General features: G+C 57.4%; 24 protein-coding genes. 13 read left to right on the top strand and 11 right to left on the bottom strand.

Features of this window, described 5'->3' with window-relative positions; all coding sequences use genetic code 11:
- Window positions 1-27: 27 nt before the first annotated feature.
- The 6 genes from dnaA (at window position 28) to gyrB (ending at window position 7363) form a co-directional block, all read left to right on the top strand.
- The gene (gene dnaA, locus ACTYEO_RS06930; RefSeq protein ID WP_449322984.1) at window positions 28-1401 is read left to right on the top strand and encodes a chromosomal replication initiator protein DnaA; all 1374 of its coding nucleotides are present in this window, start codon (window positions 28-30) and stop codon (window positions 1399-1401) included.
- Between the two features lie 133 nt (window positions 1402-1534).
- The gene (gene dnaN, locus ACTYEO_RS06925; protein ID WP_449322983.1) at window positions 1535-2653 is read left to right on the top strand and encodes a DNA polymerase III subunit beta; all 1119 of its coding nucleotides are present in this window, start codon (window positions 1535-1537) and stop codon (window positions 2651-2653) included.
- A 65-nt stretch (window positions 2654-2718) separates the two neighbouring features.
- Window positions 2719-3822, top strand: coding sequence for a DNA replication/repair protein RecF (recF, locus tag ACTYEO_RS06920; protein ID WP_449322982.1), 1104 nt, complete (start codon window positions 2719-2721; stop codon window positions 3820-3822).
- A complete protein-coding gene (locus ACTYEO_RS06915) occupies window positions 3819-4250 on the top strand; it encodes a VOC family protein (protein WP_449322981.1) in 432 nt (143 codons plus the stop codon). Before recF ends, ACTYEO_RS06915 begins: the two co-directional genes overlap by 4 nt.
- Window positions 4247-4873: a LysE family translocator gene (locus ACTYEO_RS06910; protein WP_449322980.1), complete on the top strand. Its 627-nt coding sequence runs from the start codon at window positions 4247-4249 to the stop codon at window positions 4871-4873. Before ACTYEO_RS06915 ends, ACTYEO_RS06910 begins: the two co-directional genes overlap by 4 nt.
- 72 nt (window positions 4874-4945) lie before the next feature.
- Window positions 4946-7363: a DNA topoisomerase (ATP-hydrolyzing) subunit B gene (gene gyrB / locus ACTYEO_RS06905; RefSeq protein ID WP_449323011.1), complete on the top strand. Its 2418-nt coding sequence runs from the start codon at window positions 4946-4948 to the stop codon at window positions 7361-7363.
- A gap of 320 nt (window positions 7364-7683) precedes the next feature.
- Here gyrB and ACTYEO_RS06900 read toward each other — a convergent pair whose 3' ends face one another.
- The 6 genes from ACTYEO_RS06900 to dapA all read right to left on the bottom strand — a co-directional run bounded on the left by ACTYEO_RS06900 (window position 7684) and on the right by dapA (window position 12477).
- Window positions 7684-8307, bottom strand: a complete 624-nt coding sequence (locus ACTYEO_RS06900) for a queuosine precursor transporter (RefSeq protein WP_449322979.1) — start codon at window positions 8305-8307, stop codon at window positions 7684-7686.
- Window positions 8308-8396: 89 nt separating this feature from the next.
- Window positions 8397-9587 carry an amino acid aminotransferase gene (locus ACTYEO_RS06895; protein ID WP_449322978.1) on the bottom strand — a complete coding sequence of 397 codons (1191 nt, stop codon included), beginning with the start codon at window positions 9585-9587 and terminating at the stop codon, window positions 8397-8399.
- Between the two features lie 7 nt (window positions 9588-9594).
- Window positions 9595-10155: a GNAT family N-acetyltransferase gene (locus tag ACTYEO_RS06890; RefSeq protein ID WP_449322977.1), complete on the bottom strand. Its 561-nt coding sequence runs from the start codon at window positions 10153-10155 to the stop codon at window positions 9595-9597.
- Window positions 10152-11003: a 3-mercaptopyruvate sulfurtransferase gene (sseA, locus tag ACTYEO_RS06885; RefSeq protein WP_449322976.1), complete on the bottom strand. Its 852-nt coding sequence runs from the start codon at window positions 11001-11003 to the stop codon at window positions 10152-10154. The genes ACTYEO_RS06890 and sseA overlap by 4 nt, the downstream gene beginning before the upstream one ends.
- 69 nt (window positions 11004-11072) lie before the next feature.
- A complete protein-coding gene (gene smpB, locus ACTYEO_RS06880) occupies window positions 11073-11546 on the bottom strand; it encodes an SsrA-binding protein SmpB (protein WP_449322975.1) in 474 nt (157 codons plus the stop codon).
- 58 nt (window positions 11547-11604) lie between these two features.
- The gene (dapA, locus tag ACTYEO_RS06875; protein ID WP_449322974.1) at window positions 11605-12477 is read right to left on the bottom strand and encodes a 4-hydroxy-tetrahydrodipicolinate synthase; all 873 of its coding nucleotides are present in this window, start codon (window positions 12475-12477) and stop codon (window positions 11605-11607) included.
- Window positions 12478-12706: 229 nt separating this feature from the next.
- Here dapA and ACTYEO_RS06870 point away from each other — a divergent pair, with 229 nt between their 5' ends.
- On the top strand, window positions 12707-14560 hold the full coding sequence (locus ACTYEO_RS06870; protein WP_449322973.1) for a lytic transglycosylase domain-containing protein: 1854 nt from the start codon (window positions 12707-12709) through the stop codon (window positions 14558-14560).
- Here the strand turns inward: ACTYEO_RS06870 and ACTYEO_RS06865 are convergent.
- Both ACTYEO_RS06865 and mnmD read right to left on the bottom strand, forming a co-directional pair.
- Window positions 14557-15435, bottom strand: a complete 879-nt coding sequence (locus ACTYEO_RS06865; RefSeq protein WP_449322972.1) for a DMT family transporter — start codon at window positions 15433-15435, stop codon at window positions 14557-14559. The genes ACTYEO_RS06870 and ACTYEO_RS06865 overlap by 4 nt on opposite strands.
- Window positions 15432-16100 carry a tRNA (5-methylaminomethyl-2-thiouridine)(34)-methyltransferase MnmD gene (mnmD, locus tag ACTYEO_RS06860; protein WP_449322971.1) on the bottom strand — a complete coding sequence of 223 codons (669 nt, stop codon included), beginning with the start codon at window positions 16098-16100 and terminating at the stop codon, window positions 15432-15434. Before mnmD ends, ACTYEO_RS06865 begins: the two co-directional genes overlap by 4 nt.
- A gap of 57 nt (window positions 16101-16157) precedes the next feature.
- Between mnmD and ACTYEO_RS06855 the strand changes: the two genes are divergently transcribed.
- The gene (locus ACTYEO_RS06855) at window positions 16158-17189 is read left to right on the top strand and encodes an NAD(P)/FAD-dependent oxidoreductase (RefSeq protein ID WP_449322970.1); all 1032 of its coding nucleotides are present in this window, start codon (window positions 16158-16160) and stop codon (window positions 17187-17189) included.
- A gap of 2 nt (window positions 17190-17191) precedes the next feature.
- On the opposite strand, the gene ACTYEO_RS06850 is transcribed toward ACTYEO_RS06855, so the two are convergent.
- Entirely contained in the window at window positions 17192-17734 is a 543-nt protein-coding gene (locus ACTYEO_RS06850) for an NADPH-dependent FMN reductase (RefSeq protein WP_449322969.1), read from the bottom strand.
- Window positions 17735-17790: 56 nt separating this feature from the next.
- Between ACTYEO_RS06850 and ACTYEO_RS06845 the strand changes: the two genes are divergently transcribed.
- Window positions 17791-19431 (top strand): thiamine pyrophosphate-binding protein, encoded by a 1641-nt coding sequence (locus ACTYEO_RS06845; RefSeq protein WP_449322968.1) that lies wholly within the window; start codon window positions 17791-17793, stop codon window positions 19429-19431.
- Window positions 19432-19642: 211 nt separating this feature from the next.
- Entirely contained in the window at window positions 19643-21049 is a 1407-nt protein-coding gene (gene leuC / locus ACTYEO_RS06840) for a 3-isopropylmalate dehydratase large subunit (RefSeq protein WP_449322967.1), read from the top strand.
- A gap of 54 nt (window positions 21050-21103) precedes the next feature.
- Here the strand turns inward: leuC and ACTYEO_RS06835 are convergent, their stop codons facing one another.
- Entirely contained in the window at window positions 21104-22339 is a 1236-nt protein-coding gene (locus ACTYEO_RS06835; protein WP_449322966.1) for an MFS transporter, read from the bottom strand.
- Window positions 22340-22382: 43 nt separating this feature from the next.
- A complete protein-coding gene (locus ACTYEO_RS06830; protein ID WP_449322965.1) occupies window positions 22383-23501 on the bottom strand; it encodes a HupE/UreJ family protein in 1119 nt (372 codons plus the stop codon).
- Window positions 23502-23532: 31 nt separating this feature from the next.
- Between ACTYEO_RS06830 and ACTYEO_RS06825 the strand changes: the two genes are divergently transcribed.
- The 3 genes from ACTYEO_RS06825 to ACTYEO_RS06815 all read left to right on the top strand — a co-directional run bounded on the left by ACTYEO_RS06825 (window position 23533) and on the right by ACTYEO_RS06815 (window position 26080).
- Entirely contained in the window at window positions 23533-24342 is an 810-nt protein-coding gene (locus tag ACTYEO_RS06825) for a DUF4198 domain-containing protein (protein WP_449322964.1), read from the top strand.
- Between the two features lie 60 nt (window positions 24343-24402).
- Window positions 24403-25008, top strand: a complete 606-nt coding sequence (gene leuD, locus ACTYEO_RS06820; protein WP_449322963.1) for a 3-isopropylmalate dehydratase small subunit — start codon at window positions 24403-24405, stop codon at window positions 25006-25008.
- A gap of 340 nt (window positions 25009-25348) precedes the next feature.
- On the top strand, window positions 25349-26080 hold the full coding sequence (locus ACTYEO_RS06815; protein ID WP_449322962.1) for a hypothetical protein: 732 nt from the start codon (window positions 25349-25351) through the stop codon (window positions 26078-26080).
- The last annotated feature ends 9 nt before the right edge of the window (window positions 26081-26089 follow it).

Below are 26089 nucleotides of genomic sequence, written 5' to 3'. Positions count from 1 at the left end.
CGATCAAAAAGAAGAAGTGGGTTAACGATGACGAATGAAACTTGGGGTTTGGTGCGTGATGAATTATTGCAATCCGTTGGCGTCAATAATTTTAAAGCATGGATAGACCCCATCGTTTTTCATACGACTGAAGACCGGATCGCGCATTTTCTCGTTCCGACCAATTTCTTCGGCACTTGGGTTTCGCAAAATTTCGGTGATCTCATTCTGCGCCACCTGATTTCCGCGGGCGTCAAAGTCGACCGCGTCGAGTTCAAATCCGATGGCAGCGCCAAAACAGCCGCCCCAGCGAGCGCAGCGGCACCACAGCCCGCGCCCGCCCCTGTTGCGAAACATACTTCTGACTTCGCGGGGGAGAATCTGCCTGGATCAAACCTCAACCCGCTTCATGTGTTTGACAATTTCGTTGTCGGCAAACCCAATGAACTGGCCCATGCCGCCGCGCGCCGTGTGGCTGAGGGAGGACCCGTATCCTTCAACCCGCTGTTCCTTTATGGCGGCGTTGGCTTGGGCAAGACGCATCTCATGCATGCAATCGCTTGGGAGCTGCGCGAGAAACGGCCCGATCTGCGCATCCATTATCTCTCGGCCGAGCAGTTCATGTATCGCTTTGTGCGCGCGCTGCGCGAGAAAGACACGATCAGCTTCAAACAGATGTTCCGCTCAGTTGATGTTTTGATGGTGGATGACGTCCAGTTTATTGCTGGCAAAAACTCCACCCAAGAAGAATTCTTCCATACATTCAACGCCTTGGTTGAAATGGGTAAGCAAATCATCATCTCCGGTGATCGCGCGCCTGTTGATATGGAAGACCTCGACAATCGCATCGCGTCACGTCTGCAATGCGGTCTGGTCGTCGATCTGCACCCGACAGATTACGAACTGCGCCTCGGCATTCTGCAAGCCAAGATGGACCAGCAACGCCATCGCTATCCCGATATCAAGATGGCCGATGGTGTGCTTGAATTTATCGCACATCGCGTTTCGTCGAATGTGCGGGTCTTGGAAGGCGCGTTGACCCGTCTTTGTGCCTTTGCCGATCTGGTTGGCACCGAGATCACCCTTGATGTGACGCAAGAAAGCCTGTCGGACATCCTGCGGGCAACGGGCCGCAAGGTCACGATGGATGAGATCATCAAAAAGGCCTGCGAGTATTACAAGCTGCGCCAATCCGATATGATGAGCCCGAACCGCACCCGCACCATCGCGCGTCCGCGCCAGATGGCCATGTATCTTTGCAAGAAATACACGACCAAATCCTTGCCCGAGATCGGGCGCAAATTCGGTGGTCGCGATCACACCACAATTTTGCACGGCGTCCGCAAAATTGAAGAGCTTATGGCCAAAGACAACCAGATTGCAGAAGATGCCGAGCTTTTACGGCGTCTGCTGGAGGCTTAAGGCGCGCGAATTTCAGGAAAATGGACAAATACCATTGACCTTCGCGCGGTAAGGCTGACACTCCAACAAAACACTTGAGCCTGCGGGTGGAGAGGGTAATCTCTCCGCCCCGTTAAATGTCGGAGCAGAGGGCATGAAATTTTCGATCGAGCGCGCGGCGCTTCTCAAAGCGGTCAGCCAAGCACAATCGGTTGTTGAACGTCGCAACACGATCCCCATTCTCGCGAATGTCCTGATCGAGGCGGAGGGCAGCGATGTGTCCTTCCGTGCGACCGATCTCGATATCGAGGTTGTCGATAAAGTGCCTGCACAGGTGGAACGCGCAGGCGCGACAACCGTTTCGGCGGTCACTTTGCATGAAATCGTTCGTAAACTCGCCGATGGCGCGTTGGTGCAACTCAGCGATGATGGCGCTTCGGGTCGGCTGACTGTGGAAGCTGGTCGGTCCAATTTCTCGCTGGCAACACTGCCGCGTGAAGATTTCCCTGTCATGTCGACGACGGAATATTCCGCCAATTTCTCGTCCAAGGCTCCAGAATTGCGTCGATTGTTCGACAAATCGAAATTCGCAATTTCGACCGAAGAGACCCGCTATTACCTGAACGGCGTCTATTTTCACGTAGCCGATGGCGAGAACGGCCAAGTGCTGCGCGCTGTTGCAACAGATGGGCACCGTTTGGCTCGTGTTGATACAGACCTGCCAATGGGCGCCGAAGACATGCCCGGTGTGATTGTGCCGCGCAAAACTGTGGGCGAGATTCGCAAACTGCTAGATGATGACGAGGCAACGATAGCCGTCTCCGTTTCCGAGACCAAGATCCGTTTTGCCACGCCTGAAATCACGCTCACTTCGAAGGTGATTGACGGGACCTTCCCTGATTATGCCCGTGTGATCCCCACAGGGAATACGCGGAAGATGGAAGTGGATGCAGTTCAATTCGCCAAGGCAGTTGATCGTGTGGCGACAGTTTCCTCCGAGCGCTCGCGTGCCGTGAAACTGCAACTGGATGAGGATCGTTTGATCCTTTCGGTCACCGCACCAGATGCGGGCAATGCCGAGGAAGAATTGGTCGTCGCCTATAATGACGAAAAGCTGGAAATCGGGTTCAACGCGAAATACCTGCTTGAGATCGCGAGCCAAGTTGACCGTGAAAACGCTGTCTTCCTGTTCAATTCAGCAGGCGATCCGACCCTGATGCAAGAAGGTGACGATACCAGCGCGGTCTATGTCGTCATGCCAATGCGCGTCTGAGACGTGGCGCGCGATAAGGGTCTTGCCTCCGGCGGGAGTATTTTCAGGATAGAGAAGGAGGCAGCATGAGCGGCCTTTTTCTATCGTCACTGACGCTGTCGCATTTTCGCAGCCATAAGCTGGCGCGGCTTTCCCTTGATGCACGGCCCGTTGCGATTTTCGGGCCGAACGGGGCCGGCAAGACCAATATTCTGGAAGCAGTGTCTTTGCTGTCACCTGGTCGTGGGTTGCGCCGCGCGCGGGCGGAAGAGATCATTCGTAGGCCCGAAGCCATTGGTTGGAAGATCAAGGCTGTGTTGATGGGATCTGACGGCCAACACGAGGTAGAGATCACGGCCGAGCCAGGGATCGCGCGTAATGTGATGATCGATGGCAAGCCCGCCCCGCAAACCGCATTGGCGCGGTTGTTGCGCATTATCTGGCTGGTGCCTTCGCAAGATCGGCTCTGGATCGAAGGGGCAGAGGGGCGGCGGCGTTTTCTGGACCGCATGACCATGAGCTTTACCCCTGATCATGCCGAGGCGGTTCTGAGCTATGAAAAAGCCATGCGGGAGCGCAACCGCCTTTTGAAGGACCAGATACGCGATGCTGCGTGGTATGGCGCTTTGGAAGGCCAAATGGCTGAAACAGGCGTGCAGATCACGCGCAACCGTCAGGATGCGCTGTCGCGTTTGCAGCTGGCGCAGCAAGATGCGCAGACGGCCTTTCCCACAGCTGATCTGTCGCTGGAAGAGATCGAGCCTGTTGCAACGGTATCTGATTTGACCACCGCCTTTGCCGCAAACCGTGCACAGGACATGGCAGCAGGGCGCAGCCTTCTGGGGCCGCATCGGACGGATTTGAATGCTGTATTCACTGCCAAAGGCGTTGAGGCCAAGCAATGCTCCACGGGGGAGCAGAAGGCGTTGTTGATCTCACTGATCCTTGCGAATGCGCGTGCGCTTAAGGCCGAAACGGGTGCAGCACCTTTGGTTTTGCTGGATGAGGTGGCCGCCCATCTTGATGCCTCGCGGCGGGCCGCCTTGTTTGATGAAATATCCGCGCTTGGTACACAGGCTTGGATGACTGGGACAGGTCAGGAATTATTTGCGGAACTGGGCCCAAGGGCGCAGGATATCGAAGTGAACGAGACCGATGGCATCTCGGCCATTTTGGGGGAAAAGGCATGACACCGCAGCGCATCAATTTGATCACTCTCGGCGTCGATGACCTTGCCAGATCAAGGGCGTTTTATGCAGCCCTTGGTTGGGCAGAGACATCTTGGACCGAAGGGGTCGTGTTCTACCAAATGGCGGGCATGGCTTTGGGTTTGTTCGGCAAGGCCGCCTTGGCCGAAGATCAGGGCCGTGCTGGCATGACGCTTGAGACGGGCGCGATCACATTGGCGCAGAATTTCACGACACCCGAGGATGTGGATCACGCCTTTGCGCAGGCGATTGCGGCAGGCGCGACTTCATTGAAAACCCCTGAGGCTGTTTTTTGGGGCGGGTATTCAGGCTATTTCGCCGACCCCGATGGCCATGTTTGGGAATTGGCGCATAACCCGTTCTGGACGGTTGAGGCCGATGGGACGATCACCATCCCGCCCATGGAATGACGCTTAGCCTTGCACAAATTGCCCTCTATGCAGGGGCTTTATTCGTTCTGTTTCTCACACCTGGCCCCGTCTGGCTGGCTTTGGCAGCGCGCACCTTGGCCTATGGGGTGGCGGGGGCTTTGCCCGTGATGTTGGGCGTCGCTTTGGGCGATACGGTCTGGTCGGTGCTGGCGATTTTGGGGCTGGCATGGGTGGTTGGCAGTTTCGACTGGGTCATGGAGGTGTTGCGATGGGTGGCGGTGGTCATGTTCACCATTTTGGGTGGAGCGTTGATCAAACATGCCGATGCAAGCATTGATGCAAACTCATCGCTGAACAAGCCTGGTCTTTGGGCGGGCTTTCTTGCCGGGATGGCCGCGATCCTCGCCAATCCGAAAGCGATTTTATTCTATATGGGCATGCTTCCGGGCTTCTTTGATCTCTCACGTCTGACCTTGCTGGATATCGCGATCATCGCCTCGGTTTCGATGATTGTGCCGCTGGTGGGGAACTTCTTTTTTGTGGTCTTCATTGACCGCGCGAGGCTGCTGATCTCAAGCCCCGGAGCGTTGAAACGCACCAATCAGCTAGCCGGTGCCCTGTTGATCTGTGTGGCCATCGTGATTGCCCTGACCAACCGCTAAATATTGGGGCTAAGGCGTGACATTCCCCTGTTACATGTATATATATTGATTGAAATTAACGCAGGGTTTCCAATGGCCGAAAACGCGCCCGCACCAGAAGATTATGGTGCCGATTCTATCAAAGTTCTCAAAGGGTTGGATGCGGTTCGCAAGCGCCCTGGCATGTATATTGGCGATACCGACGATGGGTCGGGTCTTCACCACATGGTTTATGAGGTTGTGGACAATGGCATCGATGAAGCCTTGGCGGGCCATGCCGATGCCGTGACCGTCACCATTCACGCCGACTCAAGCGTTTCCGTCAGCGATAATGGCCGTGGTATTCCCGTGGGCATCCATGAGGAAGAAGGCGTGTCAGCGGCCGAGGTCATCATGACCCAATTGCATGCGGGCGGTAAGTTTGACCAGAACTCCTATAAGGTGTCTGGCGGTCTTCATGGCGTGGGTGTGTCTGTTGTGAATGCCCTGTCGGACTGGCTTGATCTTCGGATCTGGCGCGATGGCAAAGAACACCACGCCCGCTTCGAGCGGGGCGATACCGTCAAGCATCTTGAAGTTGTCGGGGATGCAAATGGCCGCAAGGGCACCGAAGTGCGCTTTCTGGCCTCGACCACGACCTTTTCGAACCTCGATTATGTTTTCAAAACGCTGGAAAACCGTTTGCGCGAATTGGCGTTTCTCAATTCAGGCGTGCGGATCATTCTGGTGGATGAACGCCCTGCCGAGCCTCTCCAGACCGAGCTGTTCTATGACGGCGGTGTGCGGGAGTTTGTAAAATATCTCGACCGCTCAAAAAGCAGCGTCATGGAAGAGCCGATCTTTATCGCAGGCGAGCGGGACGACATCGGGGTTGAAGTCGCGATGTGGTGGAATGACAGCTATCACGAGAATGTCCTGCCCTTCACCAATAACATTCCGCAGCGCGATGGCGGCACCCATCTGGCGGGCTTCCGCGGTGCTCTGACCCGCACAATCAATATGTATGCCAATAGCTCGGGCATCGCGAAGCGCGAGAAAGTCAGCTTTACGGGTGATGATGCACGTGAAGGTCTGACCTGTGTTCTCTCGGTCAAAGTGCCCGATCCAAAATTCTCGTCCCAGACCAAGGACAAGCTGGTTTCTTCCGAGGTCCGCCCTGCGGTTGAAAACCTCATGAACGAAAAGCTGGCCGAATGGTTTGAGGAAAACCCGACACAGGCCAAGACGATCGTCAGCAAGATCATCGAAGCCGCCGTGGCCCGTGAAGCAGCGCGTAAGGCCCGTGATCTGACGCGCCGCAAGACCGCGATGGATATCGCCTCGCTACCGGGGAAGCTGGCCGATTGTCAGGAGAAAGACCCCGTCAAATCCGAACTGTTCCTCGTGGAGGGTGACTCGGCTGGCGGGTCTGCCAAGCAGGGGCGGTCGCGTCAGAACCAAGCAGTTCTGCCGCTGCGTGGTAAAATTCTCAATGTGGAGCGCGCGCGCTTTGACCGTATGCTGTCGAGCCAAGAGATCGGCACACTGATCACGGCGCTTGGAACAGGGATCGGACGGGATGAGTTCAACCTGAAGAAGCTGCGCTATCACAAGATCATCATCATGACCGATGCGGATGTGGATGGCGCGCATATCAGAACGCTTCTGCTGACTTTCTTCTTCCGCCAGATGCCTGATTTGATCGAGGCGGGAAATCTCTTCATTGCGCAGCCGCCGCTCTACAAGGTCAGCCGCGGCAAATCCGAGGTTTACCTCAAGGATCAATCCGCGCTGGAGGACTACCTGATCCAGATGGGTGTCGATGGTGCCGTGTTGCGCCTTCCCAATGGTGAGGAAATCGCAGGTGCCGATCTGGCCCGCGTTGTCGAAGGGGCACGCAGCTTCAAGCGTGTTCTGGATGCTTTCCCAACCCATTACCCCCGCCGCATCCTTGAACAAGCCGCCATTGCTGGGGCCTTTGATGCAGGCCGCGCAGATGCCGATTTGCAGCGTGTGGCTGATGACGTGGCCAAGCGCCTCAATCTCGTGGCCGTCGAATATGAGCGTGGCTGGCAGGGCCGGATCACGCAGGATCATGGTATTCGCCTCAGCAGAGTGCTGCGTGGTGTGGAAGAAGTCCGCACGCTGGACGGTGCGGTGCTCCGCTCAGGCGAGGCGCGCAAGCTGGCCTCTGTCTCCAAGGACACGCGTGAGGTCTATTACGACCCCGCCCGACTATCCCGCAAAGAGCGTGAGCAGGTCATCTACGGACCAACCGAGCTGCTTTCGGCGATCCTGACCGAGGGTGAAAAAGGGCTGTCTTTGCAGCGCTACAAGGGCTTGGGTGAAATGAACCCTGACCAGCTTTGGGAAACCACCCTCGACCCTGATGCGCGGACCTTGCTGCAAGTGAAGGTTGATGATCTGGCCGAGGCTGATGACATCTTCACCAAGCTGATGGGCGATGTCGTGGAACCACGGCGCGAGTTCATTCAAGCCAATGCGCTCAATGTCGAGAATCTGGATTTCTAGAGTCATCGTTCCGACTGCGATTTTGAAGTAAGCCCGCCAGCATAAATCTGGCGGGCTTTTTCTTGCCCATACCAGCCAGTGATCAAATGAAACGAAAAGGGCCACAGCATCGCTGTGGCCCTTTCGAGAAAATAGGAGGCGGGATCGGTTAGGACCTTGCCCAGCCAGTTCGGTAAGTCGCCTTCAAGGCTGCTTAAAGGCGCACCTCCCTGACTGTTCCGATTCCTCTCTCCAATACCTCTCTAGACACTGGATCACCTCCTTTCACTACGTTGCTGTTAATAGGAGGTTGCCACATATTTTGTGTTTGTCAAAAGTTTTTACGCAACCTGTGCCAAAAGTTTTCGCGTGATGAGGCGGAACGGCGCCAAAGCGATCAAAGCAAGCGACAGTTTGACCAGCCAATCAGCAACCGCCAAAGACACCCAAAGCGGGGCCATTGGACCAAAGCCGAGGATCGGCAAAACATCACCCGCCCAAGACACATCATTGGCTGGCTCTAGGAAGGTCAAGCTGGCAGCAAAGGCGATTGTGAAGAACAAGGCCGTATCCACCGAGGAGCCGATAACGGTGGACACAACAGGTGCTTTCCACCAGCTGCCATTGCGCAGGCGATCAAAGATCGCAACATCCAGCAATTGCGCCGTCAGGAAGGCAAGGCCAGACCCGAGAGCAATCCGCAAAGTCACGAGCGGTCCAAACTCACCCATAATTTGGGTGCCGATCATCGAGCAGGCAACGCCCACAAGGAAACCCGCGAACACCACCTTACGTGCGGCGGCAACGCCATAAACACGGTTCATCACATCGGTGACGAGGAAGGCGAGCGGATAGGTAAATGCACCCCAAGTCAGCCATTGGCCAAACAGGAATTGCACAAGAATATTGGAAGCGACAACAATAGCCGCCATGGCAAGAATGCCAGGAAGGTAACGCATGGTCATGATTTGATCCGTTTTTTCAAGGTAGTCGGAGACTTGGCCCAGTATTGAGCAGGGCGCGACTTACGCCCATTTTTTCCCGCTTGCAAGCATTAGCCGCATGTAAGCGTTTGGGCCAAAGCCTTTGCAACGACAGGAATGCTGTCAGGCGTGAGACCCGCAACATTCATGCGGCCATCGCCAACAAGGTAAATTCCATGCTCATCGCGCAATTGCGTGACCTGCTCGGGCGAAGCGCCTGTCAAAGAAAACATCCCGCGTTGCGCCGCGATGAAAGCGAAGCGATCTGATCCTGCCTCGGCACGGACGGTGTCTGCAAAAAGACGGCGCGCATCATTCATCCCGTCGCGCATCTGGCGCAGTTCATCCCGCCACATATCGCACAGGACAGGATCGTTCAGGATGGTCTCGACCACACGTGCGGCATGATCAGGGGGGAAGGCAAAATTCTGGCGGTTCAGATAGGAGAGCGAGCCTTGCGCGGCGGCCTTCGCATCCGCCCCTGAGGTGAGGGCCAGAACAATGCCCGCGCGGTCACGGTAAAGCCCGAAATTTTTGGAACAAGAGGCCGCAATCAACATCTCGGGCAAACGCGCAGCCAGCGCGCGCGTTCCAGCGGCATCTTCCTCAAGGCTATTGGCAAAGCCAAGATAGGCCATATCCACAAAGGGGATTGCGCCAGTTTTCTCGAAAAGATCAGCCAGCGCATTCCAATCCTCAAGGCTAAGATCGGCCCCCGTCGGATTGTGGCAGCAGGCATGCAGCAGCACCAGATCACCCGCTTTGGCCTGCGCCAGATCAGCCAGCATCCCTGCCCGATCCAGCCCGCCCGTCTGCGCATCATAATACCTGTATTCACGCCGCGTCAGACCCAGATAATCCACAATCGACGGGTGATTTGGCCAAGTCGGGTCCGACAGCCAGATCGTGGCGTCAGGGTTGATGCTCTTGGTCAGTTCCAGCACCTGCCGAACAGCCCCCGTTCCACCCGGCGTGGCCAAGGCTGCAACACGCTCGGCTGGGACTACATCGCCAAGGATCAATCGGCGCATCGCATCGTGGAAAGCCGGATCGCCCGAGAGCGCAACATAGGATTTTGTCTGCTGCTCGGCCAGAATACGCGTCTCGGCCGCTTTGACTGCCGCCATCACAGGCGTGCGGCCATCAGGCGTGCGGTAAACACCCACGCCAAGATCTACCTTGGTCGGGCGCGTATCGGCGGCAAACAAGGCCATCAACTGGATGATTTTGTCAGGTTCGGGGGCTTTGAGCGTGTCAAACATAAGGGCCTCAGGCGGGCAAACGCGCCGGATCACGGTCACGGGTGAGAATACGGGAACGGTCCTCGCTCCGGATCGGAACAAAGCCTGCGCGCTGATACAGCGCCAAAGCGCGCGGGTGGTCCAATGTGCAGGTATTGACCGTCATCCTATCGACGCCGGCGCCATTCCAGCCCTTGGAAATCGCTGTCTCAAGCAGGCGGCCACCAAGGCCTTGGCCAACGGCCTCGGGCACCATGCCGAAATAGGCGAGATCGCACAGGCCCTTTTCGCGAAAATCGAGCATGAAGAAACCCTGCGGCCATCCATGCGCATAGGCCACCCATGCCTCGACCTTCGGGTCTTGAACAAACGCTGCAACATCGAGCGGGTCTTCATCATGCTTGTCGCGCCATTCATAATCGCGCCCGACCGCATCATAGAGCGTGAAGAACATCCAGACAGGCGGGTTTATGGCATGTTCCAGCCGCACCTCAGGGGGCAAAGCGGGGGCTGAGACCAACGGGTTCACGGCCATCTCCAAATAGGTCACCACATAGTCAACTTTGGTGCCCGCGGGAATAATGCTCATCCCGTTTCAACCTTGAGCTGGTCAAACTGGCCCCATTCCGACCATGACCCGTCATAAAGCGCTGCATCCTTATGGCCCAAACGCTCCAGACCCAGCATCAAAATAGCCGCCGTAACGCCCGAGCCGCAGGTCGTGATGATCCGCTTCTCAAGATCAACGCCCGCATCCTCAAAGGCTTTGCGCAGGGCCGTACCATCTTTCATCGTGCCATCTGCATTCAAAAGCGTCTGGTAATGCACATTCTTCGATCCAGGAATATGCCCCGACCGCAGGCCAGCACGCGGCTCGACCTCCTCGCCTCTGAAACGCGCAGGCGACCTTGCATCGACAATCTGCCAATCGCCCAGTTTCGCGGCTGAGGCCACTTGGGTCACATCCTTGATCATATGCGCCTGACGTTGCACGGTCATATGCCTGTCGCGGATCACTGGCGGCAGGTCTTCAACAGGATGCCCTTCGGCCTGCCATTTGGGAAAGCCGCCATCCAGCACAGCGATATCCGTCTTGCCCATCAAGCGAAACATCCACCAAACGCGCGCCGCCGAAAACAGGCCAGCCCCGTCATAGACAACCACCTGATGGCCGTCACCCACCCCCATCGCGCGCATGCGGCTCATGAATTTCTCAACCGGAGGCATCATATGAGGCAGCGCGCTCAAGCTATCCGAAATCTCGTCGATATCGAAAAAACGCGCGCCTGGAATATGGCTGGCGGCATATTCCGCTTTTGCATCGCGCTTCATGTCGGGCAGGTAGAATGACGCATCAATCACCCGCAGGTCGGGATCATTGAGATGCTGCGCCAGCCATGTGGTGGAGACGAGTGTTTTAGGGTCGTCCTTGGGCATCAAATACTCCCGACGCGTTGATGATTTCACCGCAATAGGCCTAAGGCCCAACGGCACGTCCCGCAAGCCTTAGCCCTGTTTCAAGAGCCGTTGTTTCTGGCGGCCCCAATCCCTCTTGGCCGAGGTTTCGCGCTTATCTGCCAGTTTTTTACCCTTCGCGATGCCGATCTTCAGCTTCACAAAGCCCTTATGGTTGAAATACATCACAATCGGCACCAACGTCATGCCTTCGCGCTGCGTTGCGTTCCAAAGGCGCGCAAGCTCGCGCTTGGAGGCCAGAAGCTTGCGGCGGCGGCGTTCTTCATGGCCCCATGTCTTGGCCTGTTTGTAAGGCGCAATATAGCAATTCACGAGCCACAGCTCACCGTTTTCAACGGCGGCATAGCTTTCGGCAATATTCGATTGTCCGACACGCAGGCTTTTGACTTCCGAGCCCTCAAGAATGACACCCACTTCAAGGTCATCCTCAATGGCATAGTCAAAGCGCGCGCGCCGGTTCTCGGCGATCACCTTGTAATTCTTGTTGTCGTCTTTCTTGGCCATAACGGGCGATATAAGCGCTGGCGCGGCGGGCTACCAGCCCCGCCGCCCAAACTCTCGCTTAGCTCAACAGGCCCGCATGACGCAAAGCGGCATCGATCTGCGCTTTGGTGTCCTGTGTCAGATCGGTCAAAGGCAAACGCACCTCATCGCGGCATTTGCCCAGCGCGGAGAGCGCATATTTCGCACCCGCCACACCGGGTTCCGCGAAAATGGCTTCATGCAGGGGCATCAGCTTGTCCTGAAAGCCCAGCGCTGCTGCATAATCACCAGCAAGCGTGGCCTCCTGCATCTGCGCGCACAGCTTGGGCGCGGCATTCGCCGTGACCGAGATACAGCCAACACCGCCCTGCGCGTTAAAGCCCACTGCCGTGGCATCTTCACCCGAAAGCTGCAGGAAATCGGTGCCACAGCTCATGCGCTGCTTGGGCACGCGGCTCAGGTCACCTGTGGCATCTTTGACACCGACGATATTGGGCAGCTTGGCCAGCTCACCCATGGTGTCAGGCAGCATATCGATCACCGAGCGTGGCGGGATGTTATAGATGACAATCGGGATGCCGATTTCGTTCAAAGCCGTAAAATGCGCGATCAAGCCGCGCTGTGTGGGCTTGTTATAGTAAGGCGTCACCACAAGGGCCGCATCCGCGCCCACATCCTTTGCGAATTGCACAAAGCGCATCGCCTCGGCGGTGTTATTCGAACCCGCCCCTGCAATCACCGGAATACGGCCAGCGGCAGTTTCAACCACAGCCTTGATTACGGCCTCATGCTCCTCATGGGTCAGCGTGGGGCTTTCACCTGTGGTGCCAACGGGCACAAGACCATGGCTGCCTTCGGCCACATGCCATTCAACAAGTTTCTTGAGCGTATCAAAATCCACCGAGCCGTTTTCAAACGGCGTAATCAGTGCGGGCATAGAGCCTTTGAACATGACACGCTTCCTTATATTGCGTTGAGCCGATATCGGCGAAATCGCGCGGACACTATAGCCGATAAACGGAATTGCCAAGTTCGTGTATTGCGCATGCGCGAACACTCCCTATCCTTATCATATGACCCTTTTGCCAGCAGGAATTTTCATGCGCCGCGCTCTTATTTTAGTCTGCCTCCTGTTTTTCCCACTCGAATCGAAAGCCGACTCGGACGCGCTGAACCTTGCGATGACAGCTATTGCCGCGCAGGATTTTGAGACGGCTGAACAAGCAACGCGGCGGCTGACCGACCCCGTGGCGCAAGATATCGTGGCATGGACGCGCCTGCGCGCCCGCGAAGGAAACTTTTCTGAATATATCGCCTTTCTGGATCGCCGCAGCGATTGGCCCGGTCTGCCGCTTCTCAGGGCGCGCGGCGAACGCAATATTCCCGAAGGCGCGTCCTCGCAGGATGTGATCGCCTATTTCGGGCCACAGCCCCCTGAGACAGGCACAGGATCCTTGCGTTTGATAGCCGCTTTGCGCGCAGCGGGGCGCGACGCCGAGGCGCGTACGGAAATCCAGCGCGCATGGACGCAAATGACTTTAAGTGCCGATGAAGCGCAGGAATTCCTCAGCCGCTACGGCGCCGAGCTTGAAGGCCACCACATTGCACGGCTCGATAACCTGCTTTGGGAAGGTGAGGAAACCCGCGCCCGAGAAATGCTGGCGCGCGTTCCCGCCGACTGGCGCGCCTTGGCCGAAGCGCGGATGGCTTTGCGTGCGCGCCGCGATGGGGTGGATGGATTGATCGAAGCGGTTCCCTCTTCCCTCTCCAATGATGCGGGCCTTGCCTATGAGCGGTTTGTCTGGCGCATGCGTGCGGGGTTTTGGGATAGCGCGCGGGATTTGATGGCGGCCCGCTCGGGCAGCGCCGAAAGCCTTGGTCGCCCCGAAAGATGGGCTGACCGCCGCGCGACCTTGGTGCGCGATGTGATGCGCGAGGGCGGCTATGCCGAGGCCTATCGCCTAGCGACCCCCCATCATATGACAGCGGATGATGATGCGAGTGACTTTGCCGAATTGGAATGGCTGGCAGGATATACCGCGCTGACCTCTGGCAATGCTGCCGCCTCCGTCGCGCATTTCGAACGCTTCCGCGATACGGTCGTCAGCCCGATCTCTATGGGGCGCGCGGGCTATTGGTTGGGCCGCGCGCATGAGGCGAATGGCAATCCCGAACAGGCCGCGCAGGGCTATGCGCTCGGGGCGCAGTTTCAATCTAGCTTTTACGGCCAGTTGGCCGCCGAGCGGGGCAATCTTCCAACTGATCCCGAGTTTTTGGGCCGCGAAACCTTTGCGCCTTGGCAACAGGCAAGCTTCACCAATTCCAGCGTTCTTCATGCAGCGCTTCTGCTCTATCAGGCGGGCCAGCTTGACCTATCCGAGCGTTTTCTGACCCATCTGACCGAAAGTCTGAGCCGCGCAGAAGCGGGCCAATTGGCCGAGCTTGCCTTCAGCCTGAACGAGCCGCATTTTGCCCTGATGATTGCCAAACGCGCCGCAACCTATGGGCATGAGATCATGCGCGCCTATTACCCCGTGACCGATCTAGCGGTCACTCGCTTGGACGCGCCAGCGCCGCTTGTCCTTGCGATCACACGGCGCGAATCCGAGTTTAACCCTGATGTCATCTCGCCTGCAGGCGCGCTTGGTTTGATGCAGGTGATGCCACGCACAGGGCGCGCGCAAGCAGAACGGATGGGGCTTCCTTTTGCCGAGAGCGCATTGCGCAGCGATCCTGATTTCAATGCACGGATCGGTGCGGGCTATCTGGGCTATCTGTCAGGGTATTACGGCTCTAACCCCGTGCTGTTGGCGGCCGCTTATAATGCAGGACCATCGCGCGCGGATGAATGGATTGAACGCTTCGGCGATCCGCGTGACCCGAATGTCGATATCGTGCAATGGATCGAATCCGTGCCCTTTACCGAAACCCGCAACTACATCATGCGCGTCACCGAGAGCCTGCCGATCTATGAGGCCCGCCTGTCAGGCCAGATCAGCCCGCCAAACCTCAGCGCTTTGTTGCAACAACGCTAGGCCGCTTCCTGCTTTTTGATCCGCTCACGGAACAAGGTAAACAGCCCCGCACCCACGATGATCGCGGCGCCGATCATCACATTGCTGCGCAATGTGTCGCCAAACACCGCCATGCCAAGCGCGCTGGCAAAGACCAGTTGGAGATAGGCAAAGGGTTGCACCGCGCTGGCTTCGGCCAGTTCATAGGTGCGGATCAACAACCAATGCCCCAAAGCCCCTGTCATGCATAAAAGCCCCATCCAGAGCCAATCATTCGAGGCCATAGGTTCCCAGAACCAGATGCCCACACAGGTCATGACCACGGACCCGACCGTGCCCGTCCAGAAAAAGCTGGTCGCGGTGGTATCCTTGCGCGAGGCATAGCGCGTCATCAAACCATAAACGGCAAACATCAGCGCCGAGATCAAAGGCACCACCGCCTCGATCGAGAAGACCGCGAAACCGGGCTGGAGGATGATCAGAATTCCCACGAATCCGATACCAATCGCCGTCCAGCGCCGCCATCCGACCTTCTCACCAAGGATCGGCCCCGAAAGAGCAGCGATCATCAGGGGGTAGCAGGCAAAAATCGCATGGCTTTCCACCAGACCCAGCCAAACAAAGGCCACGATGGCCACACAAATCTCGGCCGCCAGCAGGATCGAGCGGAAGGCTTGCAGAACGGGTTGCGAGGTTTTTGCCGCCGCCCGAACACCCCCCGCTTTGCGCGAGGCGATGAAAATAACGAAGGCCGCAAAGAACCAATAGCGGATCATCACAATCATCAGCACGTTATATTCATCGGCCAAATGGCGGCTGATGCCGTCCTGCATGGCGAAAACGAAGGTCGTGGCGACCATCAGCAAAATGCCAAGCCGCGTGTTCTGTTCCGTCATGCTTTTCGTCCGATGCTCATATGGCGCTTGCGGCCAAACCCTTTGATCCGCTCTACCTGAAAGCCTGCCGCCTGCAAGGCCCTGCGCACATCGCCTGCCGCCGTATAGGTAGAAAAGCTCCCCCCTCGGGCCGTATGCGCGGCGACCTGTTCCAGCAAATCCACCTCCCACAGCTCGGGGTTCTTGGCGGGTGCAAACCCATCCAGAAACCAAGCATCGGCGCGGCCTGTCCAAGCGGGCAGAGTTTTGCGCGCATCGCCCAAAATGATCTCCAATCGGAAATCAGGGCCATCAATGACGGGGCCAATGCCCTCCCCTTCGCCGCTCAACGCCTCGGCAGGCAGATCGGGGTAATGGGCAAGCGCCGCGACTGTGTCGGCGCGTGACAGGGGGAAAGCCTCGAAACTGGTGAAATGCAACGCGCCCGCAATGCCCTCCGCGCGAAAGCTCGCCAGCGCAGCCAGAAAATTGAGGCCTGTGCCAAAGCCCAGTTCAGCAATCTGGAACCCGTCACGGAAGCGGGCAGGAAGGTCATTCCCCTCAAGAAAAACATAACGCGTCTCCTCCAGACCATTATCGAGCGAGAAGAAAGGATCATCGAAAATCGTCGAAACGGGCACACCGCCCTCGCGCCATTCCAGATTGTGTCTCTGGTTCTCGGTCATCTGCTGCCCTAGAAGTTGAAAACCGCGCAAGATTGGGCGGGATATAGGGAATTGGCAATGGTCGACGTTACTGTCTTTGGAGCGGGTGTTTTTGGCCTTTCGGTGGCTTGGGCCTGCCTGCGCCGTGGCGCGCGCGTTCGCGTGATTGACCCCAATGGCATTGCATCAGGCGCATCTGGCGGCGTGGTCGGTGCCTTGGCTCCGCATGTTCCCGAGAACTGGAATGACAAAAAGCAGTTCCAATTCGAAAGCCTCGTGATGGCCCAGAATTTTTGGGGTGAAGTCAGCGAAACGGCGGGCGAGGATGCGGGCTATGCCCGTTCGGGCCGCTTGCAACCGATCCTTGATGAGGGTCAGATCGCCTTGGCCGAAAAACGGGTCGAGACCGCGAAAACCCTTTGGCAGGGACAGTTCCATTGGCGATTGGTCGAGGCAGACCAATTCGGCGATTTCGCGCCCTCCCCCACGGGCTTGGTCATCAAAGATAGCCTGAGCGCGCGCATCCACCCCCGCCGCGCGACCCATGCTTTGGCCAAAGCCATCCAAGCCAAAGGCGGCGAAATTTGTGATGTAGGCAAGCCTGAGGGCGCAATCATCTGGGCAACAGGTGTTGCGGGGCTGGAGGCGCTGAGCAATGAGGCTGGCCGCCCTGCGGGTCTCGGGGTGAAGGGGCAAGCGGCCCTTCTTGATTTTGACGGGCGCGGCCTGCCGCAATTATTTGCCGATACGCTGCACATCATCCCGCATAGTGATGGCACAACAGCCATCGGGTCGACCTCTGAGACCAGCTTTTCCGACCCAAGCGCAACCGATGATCAGATCGACGCCATCATCGCGCGGGCGCGGCTGCTTTGCCCCGCGCTGAAACAGGCGGATGTCGTGGAAAAATGGGCGGGCCTGCGCCCCCGCGCCCGATCCCGTGCACCCTTGATCGGGCGGCATCCATATGAGGAACAAACATTCCTTGCCAATGGCGGCTTCAAAATCGGCTTTGGCATGGCCCCCAAAGTCGGCGAGGTGATGGCTGACCTCATTTTGAAGGGCGAGGATAACATCCCCCCCAGCTTCAAACCCGAGGCCAGCCTCTAGGCCTAGGCCAGCCCTGCTGTTTTGCGCAATTCATCCATCAAGTCCTGCAAGGCCTTGAGGTTGAACTCATTGCTCAAAGTATCGCCCTCGAATTGCTGTGCGGTTTGGGCCACCATAACCTCGGGCCCCTGCAAAATGCGCGGACGGAAGGGCACCATGCATAAACGCAGGGAAAACTGTGCGCGCTCGCCACCTGCGCGGCCAGCCGCGGCCGACATGATCGCAACAGGTTTATCCAGCCAAGGGCTGCCCTTTGTGCGGCTCACCCAATCCAAGGCATTCTTCAGAACACCTGACAGCGCCTTGTTATATTCAGGTGTCGAGATGACAACGGCATCGGCCTTGGCGATCTCATCGGCCAAAGCCTGCACCTCGGCGGGAATGCCTGTGCTGCCTTCGATATCCTCATCAAACAGCGGCAGGCGCAGATTGCCTTCGATGAACTCGGCAGGATCAAAAAGGCGCGCGGCTTCGCGCATCAATTTGCTGTTAAAGGCATCGGCGCGCAGCGACCCCGATATCCCCAAAAGACGGCCACTAGACATACTACACCCAGTCAGATCATGTGAATGCTCAAGCACAGATATGACATGAGGCGGCAATGGCAAACAGGCATGGCGGAAAAATCCTTGCGGATCAGTTGGCGATCCAAGGCGTGAGCCGTGTTTTCTCTGTTCCGGGCGAAAGTTTTCTGGCGGCTCTTGATGGGCTTTATGACCACGACATCCAGAATATCGTTTGCCGCCAAGAAGGCGGTGCCTCCCTGATGGCCGAGGCCCATGCCAAGGCAACGGGGCGCGCGGGGGTGGTGTTTGTGACACGGGGGCCTGGCGCAACAAATGCCAGTTCGGGGCTTCACGTGGCGATGCAGGATTCCACGCCGCTGGTTTGTTTCATCGGTCAGGTCGAGTTGAAACACCGTGACCGTGGCGCTTTTCAGGAGGTGGATTACCGCGCCTTTTTCGGCCCATTGGTGAAATGGGCAGCCGAGGTCGAAAGCACCGAACGTTTGCCCGAATATATCGCGCGGGCCTTTCAAGTGGCGCAGTCGGGCCGCCTCGGCCCTGTTGTTTTGGCCCTGCCCGAAGATGTACTGAGCGCCATGGCAGATACGCCCGATCTGGGGGCCGCACGCGTGGTTCAGCAAAGCGTTGATCCAAGCCTTGCCCGTGACGCAATGGAGCAGCTTCTTTCGCATGAGCACCCGATGATCATGGTGGGCGGGTCGCAATGGTCCGAGAAGGCGCGCCTTGATCTGGAGGCGCTGGCCACCCGCACAGGCCTGCCCGTTGCCACATCCTTCCGCAGGCAGGATTATATCGACAACGCCCATCCCAATTTCATCGGCTATGCAGGCGTGGGGGCCAGCGCGCATGTGCAAAAGCAATTGCAGCAGGCCGATGCTATTCTTGTTCTTGGCGCGCGCCTTGGGGATACTGCCACAGGCGGCTACACCCTGATTGACCCCGCCGCGCCGAACAAATCGATCATCCATGTTCATCCCGATCCGGACGAGCTTGGCACCGTTTATCAACCCAGCCTCGCCATTGCCGCTGCTGCCCCTGACATGCTGGCGGCCTTGTCTGGTTTGAATGATCTTCCCAAGACCCGCTCGGAGGATACCGCGCGCGGGCAGGCAGCCCTTGCCGCATGGCAAATCCCGCAAGAAACCCCGGGTGCTGTGAAGCTGGAGGAGGTTGTGCATTGGCTGTCCAACCATCTGGACGGGCGTGGGATCATCACCAATGGCGCGGGCAATTACGCCGCTTTTGTACATCGCTATATGCAATACCGCCGTTACGGCGCGCAGCTTGCCGCAACCTCAGGCTCAATGGGCTATGGCCTGCCAGCCGCGATTGCCGCCAAACTGGCCAAACCAAGCGAAACCGTCATCTGTTTTGCAGGGGATGGCTGCTTCCAGATGACGATGCAGGAGCTTTCGACTGCGCGGCAATACGGGGCCGATATCATCGTGATCATCGCCAATAATGGGCGCTATGGTACGATCCGAATGCATCAGGAAAAGCATTATCCTGGCCGCGTTTCTGGCACCGATCTGTTCAACCCCGATTACATGATGCTGGCACAGGCCTATGGCGGCACAGGTCATATCATCACCCGAAGCGATCAATTCGCGCAGGCCTTCCAACAGGCCGAGCAAGGCGGGCTGCATATCATCGAGCTGAAACTTGACCCCGATATGCTGACAACCAGCTACGCGCTCAGCGACATAGCGACATAGCCAAACGCGCTTTTGCCCAAGGCATCTTGGATTCCATGCGCGCGGGGTGTATCTGCCAGCCTATGACACGGGTATTCGACATGGATGACCGAGCACGCCTGCCCTGGCGATTTCACGGGCGGCAGCATTCGGCTTTGGGGCGACTTCGGGCGCACTGACCTCCCCCTTGTTCTTTCACCCCTAGCCAAACACCCGTCAGGAGAGACGAGACATGACCGCCGGCAAGACACTCTACGACAAAATCTGGGACGCCCATCTGGCCCATGAAGCCGAAGATGGCACCTCCCTTCTTTATATCGACCGCCACCTCGTTCACGAAGTGACCAGCCCGCAAGCCTTTGAAGGTCTGCGGATGGCAGGACGCAGCGTGCATGCGCCCGATAAAACCATCGCTGTGCCCGATCACAACGTACCGACAACGCTTGATCGCGAGAACGGGATCACCAATCCCGAAAGCCGCATTCAGGTGGAAGCGCTTGATAAAAACGCCAAGGATTTCGGCATTCACTACTACCCAGTGAATGACGTGCGCCAAGGCATCGTGCATATCGTCGGCCCCGAGCAGGGCTGGACCCTTCCGGGCATGACCGTGGTTTGCGGCGACAGCCACACCGCCACGCATGGTGCATTCGGCGCGCTGGCGCATGGTATCGGCACCTCCGAGGTGGAGCATGTTCTGGCAACGCAAACGCTGATCCAGAAGAAATCCAAAAACATGAAGGTCGAGATCACTGGCAAGCTGCGCGAAGGCGTAACCGCCAAGGACATCACCCTTTCGGTGATCGGTGTGACAGGCACCGCAGGCGGCACGGGCTATGTGATTGAATATTGTGGTGAGGCGATCCGCGACCTCTCCATGGAAGGCCGCATGACCGTGTGTAACATGGCCATTGAAGGCGGCGCGCGCGCTGGCCTGATCGCGCCTGACGAGAAGACTTTCGAATATGTAAAAGGCCGCCCGCATGCGCCAAAAGGCGCGCAATGGGAAGCTGCTCTGGCATGGTGGAAAACCCTCTATTCCGATGATGATGCGCATTGGGATAAAGTGATCACCCTCAAAGGCGAGGATATCGCGCCCGTGGTCACATGGGGCACCTCGCCCGAGGATGTTCTGCCGATCACCGCCAATGTGCCTGCACCAGATGATTTCAAAGGCGGCAAGGTTGATGCAGCCAAGCGCTCGCTCGAATATATGGGCCTGACAGCCGGCACGCCCCTCTCCGAGATCGAGATCGATACAGTGTTCATCGGCTCTTGCACCAATGGCCGGATCGAGGATTTGCGCGCTGCTGCCGCCGTTCTCAAAGGCAAGAAGATCAAGGATGGCCTGCGCGCCATGATCGTTCCAGGCTCAGGCCTTGTTCGGGCCCAAGCCGAGGAAGAAGGGCTGGCCGAAATCTTCAAAGAGGCTGGTTTTGAATGGCGCCTTGCGGGTTGTTCTATGTGCCTTGCCATGAACCCCGACCAGCTCTCCCCCGGTGAGCGCTGTGCCGCCACCTCGAACCGCAATTTCGAAGGGCGTCAGGGCCGCGGTGGACGCACGCATTTGATGTCGCCTGCGATGGCCGCGGCAGCGGCGATCACAGGTCGCCTCACAGATGTGCGCGAGATGCTCTGAGCGGCGTTTCAGTTGAATTCAAAGAAAGCCCCGTTCATTCGAGTGGGGCTTTTTTCATGGGCGCGCAAGGCGTTGCGACAGGTCGATCTCGGGGCCAAGTTTGCGCAGCACAAACACCATCGCCAAGGCAAGCCCAAGGCACCAGATGCCCAAAGCAAAACATTGCTCGGGGAAGGTGATGCCCAGATCAATCAGCCAGCCCGTCACGCCCGGACCGATGGCCGTGGATAGAACCATCAGCGCCACATTCATCGACCGCACCGCCCCAAGGTTCTTGGTGCCATAGACAAAGGGCAGAAACGCGCCCCAAAGCGTGCCGACCATGCCTTGGGTCAACGCCATAACGGCCAAGGCCACCACCCACATGATCGACGCGGCAGCAGGCCCGATCAGGAACATGGCCAGCCCCATCGGCACCAACACAATCGGCAAGAGTTTTTGCGAGCCAAAGCGGTCACAAGCCCATCCCGTCAGGATCGACACAACAATCGTGACGCTTGCATAGACAGGATAGGCCACCGCCATTTGCGTCAGGCTCCAGCCTTTGACCTCGGCAATATGCACCTGATGAAAGAACACGACCGTCCCGATAAAGCCCGGTGTCAGCATCAACGGCGTCAGCGCGGGGAATAACCAATGCGACAGCACCTCGCTCCGCGTCCAATGCCGCCCTTCAAGGCCTGTGCTGCCTGCCTCTCCACCTTGCCCTTGCGGCGCGCGATCCTGCGACAGGAGCAGCATCAATGCAGGCAAAAGGCCCAAGGCGATGATCCCCGCAACAATCATCCAACTGCTGCGCCAGCCGATGGTGGCAATCAGCAAAACAAAAACCAGCGGCCAGACCATTTCGCCCAAAGGAAAGCCAAGCCCTTTGATCGCGATCGCTCGGCCACGATTGGCCACAAACCAACGTCCCATCGCCGTTGCCGCGATATGGGTAAACATGCCCTGCCCGCAAAATCTCAGGAAAAAGACGGAAAGGCCCAAAATCCAGATGGATTGGCCAAAAGCCATGCCCAAAGCCGCCAGCGCAAAGACCGACGCCACAAGGGGCGCCAAGCGCGATAATGGCATGGTATCGGCCAAGGACCCGCGGCTGAGCAGCAAAAGCGCCGAAGCCAGTGTCGCGATTGTATAGATGCCACCCCATTCGCCATCGCTCAGCCCAAACTCGGCACGGATTTCACCTGCCGATAACGAGATGAACCAAGTCTGGCCAAAGGCAGACCCGAAGGCGAGGATGATACCCGTGGCCAGCCAACGGCTGTTATCAAGAAAGAAACGCAGCATGCCCTCGGCTCTACGCTCCTTCCTTGGTCAGGGGAAGAGGCCGTTATAGCAGCGTGCGCTCAATGAACCAGTAAGCCCCGATGGCCGCGATAACCAGCGAGGCTGGAATGGCGATCACACTGCGGTACCAAGGCTTTTTGCCAAACCAATATCCAACGGCAAGGAAGGCCAGCAAAATAACGGCCAATTGCCCCAGTTCGACCCCGATATTGAAGCCAACCAAGGCCACCGCAAAACGCTCGGTCGCGATGCCGAAATCGCCAAGCACGCTGGCAAAACCAAGCCCGTGCAGCAGACCAAAGCCAAAAATAAGGATGGTCCGCGATTTGGTTGTGCCCCAACCCGTGGCATTCTCGATCCCGACATAGACAATCGTGACGGCAATCAGCGGCTCGACAATGCTGGCCGGCACCGAAACGATCTCAAGGCTCGCCAAAGCCAGCGTGATGGTATGCGCCAGCGTGAATGCCGAGACCTGCAAAAGCAAAGGCCGCCATTTCAGCGCAAAGAAGAACAGGCCAAGGACAAAGAGGATATGATCCATCCCCAGCGGAATGATATGCTCAAACCCAGCTAGGACGTAGCGCAGGAAAACCGACCCCGCGCCTTCGGTCAGGATATCTTGACGGGGCAGCGCCTCACTCAGCGCGCCTCCGGTCAGGAAATCCTCATAGGCATCCTCACCACCACCGATCTGGCGCAGGACAAGCTCACCATACGACGGGCTCCAGCCGATCTGCACGGGCGCATCCCCTTCGGGCAGGGGAACAGACAAGCTCAAAGTCGCATCACGTGGCAATTCAAGATTGCCAATCTCAGGGATGGACAGGCCACTGATCTCGGGCGTCAGCCGCGTGCCATCAACTTCGAAGATGAAACCTTCCCGAATTTGTGGCCAAGCCTCACGAAAGGCGGCGTCAAGCTCAATGGGCTCCAGCGCGCGCAGGGCGTCATAGAGTGCAGCCTCTGGTGCATCATTTGTATCTTCGATACCCGCAAGGTTGATGCCAGCGACCAGAGGCTCCAAGGGCATCCGCACCGACATCCGCGCCTCATCTGCCAGAATCTCGACATCGGCCACACCCGGTCTGATTTCATGGGCCATTGCAAAAAACGTCATCGTGAAGGTCACGGCGATTGACAGCAGCAAGGAACGGATCATGTTTCTGGTAACTCTTGTTAGGAATTTCTTAATGCGCAAAATTGCACTCGCCGCCACACTTGTCGCAGTTGCCCTGATTGGCAAGGTCCAAGCCCATGAGTTCTGGATCGAACCGCTGGAATATAGGGCCGATACTGGGGCCGAGATCACTGCAAATTTGCGGATCGGTTCGGAATATGAAGGGTCGTTGGTGTCCTATCTGCCGCGCAACTTCACCCGTTTTGATGTTGTCCAAGGCGACGTAACCCGCCCTGTCGAGGGGCGTTTGGGCGATTCACCCGCGCTTAGCATGGCGGATATGGCCGATGGTCTGGCAATCGTTCTGCATGAAACCACCGAATCTACCCTGACTTGGAGCGAATGGGCCCGTTTCGCCAATTTCGCCGAGCACAAGGATTTCGAAGGTTATGAAGCCCATCATGAGGCGCGCGGCCTGCCGCGTGACGGGTTCCGCGAAAGCTATTCCCGCCATGTCAAAGCGCTGATTGCCGTGGGTGATGGCGCGGGCGAGGATCGGGCTTTTGGCCTTCTGACCGAAATCGTGGCCTTGGCGAACCCCTATACGGATGATCTGTCCGAAGGGCTGGCCGTGCAGGTCTTCTACCAAGGCGCGATCCGCCCCGACACACAGGTGGAGCTATTCTCACGCGGGTCGGATGGCGTGGTCGAGATCACCTATCACCGCACCGATACGAATGGGGTTTCGATTCTGCCAATGGAGGCGGGGCATGAATATCTCGTGGATGCGGTGGTGCTGGAGGATCTCGAACCCAGCACCGAGAATGACCCCGTCTATCGCACAAGATGGGCTGCCCTCACCTTCATGACCCCTGCGCAATAGGCGGTGCTTGCCCCCCTTCGCGCAAGGCGTTAAACGCAAGCCGACCGAAGGAGAGCACTCATGGACAAGTTCACCAAACTGACCGGCATTGCAGCCCCACTGCCCTTGATCAATGTTGATACCGACATGATCATCCCCAAGCAGTTCCTCAAAACGATCAAACGGTCCGGCCTTGGCGCGAACCTTTTTGACGAAATGCGTTTTGACGATAATGGCGACGAGATTGCCGATTTCGTTTTGAACAAGCCCGCCTATCGCAAGGCCGAGATTCTTGTGTCGGGCGATAATTTTGGCTGTGGCTCCTCGCGGGAACACGCGCCTTGGGCCTTGCTTGATTTCGGCATCCGCTGCGTGATCGCACCGTCTTTCGCCGATATTTTTTACAATAACTGCTTCAAGAATGGCATCCTGCCCATCGCGCTTCCGCAAGAAGATGTCGATAAATTGATGGAAGATGCCGAGCGGGGCGCCAATGCGACCGTAACCGTTGATCTGGTCGAGCAAACCATCACAGGGCCTGACGGCGGCTCGATCTCGTTTGAGGTTGATGCCTTCCGCAAACACTGCCTGCTCAATGGTCTCGATGATATTGGACTGACGCTGGAAAAAGCAGCATCCATCGAAAGCTTCGAAGCCAAGGCATCGCAAGAGCGCCCTTGGGTCTGAAACCTTCAAGAAAATGATCAAAATGGCCCGGTTTTCACCGGGCTTTTTTGTTTGCAGGTGATGCAAAGCGGCGACAGCCCAAATGCCAAAAGATATGTTTTGATTCCTTTAGGGTAATCAAATGCTTGCGTGACAATGCAAATTTGGGCAAGAATAAGGCAATTGAGGCAAAACTATGGAACAAGGGTCTGGCATGAACTGGATCCGGCCAAGTTAAGGGTTGAAGCACGTGGTTTCACAGCTAATCGGCGCTGTGGTACGGGCAGTGGTGGTATTTATCGTTATATCCACACCGTCCTTACTCATTCCGTGGACCGGAGCAGAGACGATTCAAGTCGTCATGCTGCTAGGTGTTTTTGCTGCGCTTTTCACATTCTCTGAATATTCCTCCAACTATCCCGCTTTGATCGAATTCCGCGATGCCGCGCCGTTCAACCGCATTCGCGTTTTGGTTTTGTTTGCCATGCTATTTGCCTTGTCGCTGGTGGCCGTCGGTGATGCGACGGGCTCAACGCTTGCTTTGGTGTTGAACGCGGCAGGGCTGATTATTGGCAATGCTCTGGATTTCACGGGCAGCCCTTTGCGAATGCTGCTGCAACAGGTGCCCGAAGACGCCCCTGCAATCATCAGCGTGAAGGTACAAATCATGGCCGGTCTCGCTGCGCTTATCGGGTTGTTCACGATTACCAGCTTCGCAATCCTGACCCGCTTGCAAGTCTGGCCGCGCCCGAAATCGACCTTCAATGTCTGGATAAACCTTCCAACCTTCGATCCCACACGCGGCGGAGATATCGTGACCCGCCTCACACGTGAAAGCCGCGTTAACATCTTGTTAGGGTTTCTTCTGCCATTCGTAGTGCCGATTGCCGCGGAATTCGCGTCAAAGAATCTGGGCTTGTCGATCTTCAACTCGACGCAAACCATGGTTTGGATAATCGCGCTATGGATGTTTCTTCCGGTCAGTATGTTCATGCGCGGCATGGCCATGGCCCGCGTGGCCGAAATGATCAGCGCGCGGCGGCGCAGATTGGTGACCGACCCCGCGCCAAACGAAGATTTCCTGACCGCCTGATCGGCTGTT

Source organism: Rhodophyticola sp. SM2404 (assembly GCF_053570515.1).
This window is presented reverse-complemented; position numbering and strand designations above follow the sequence as displayed.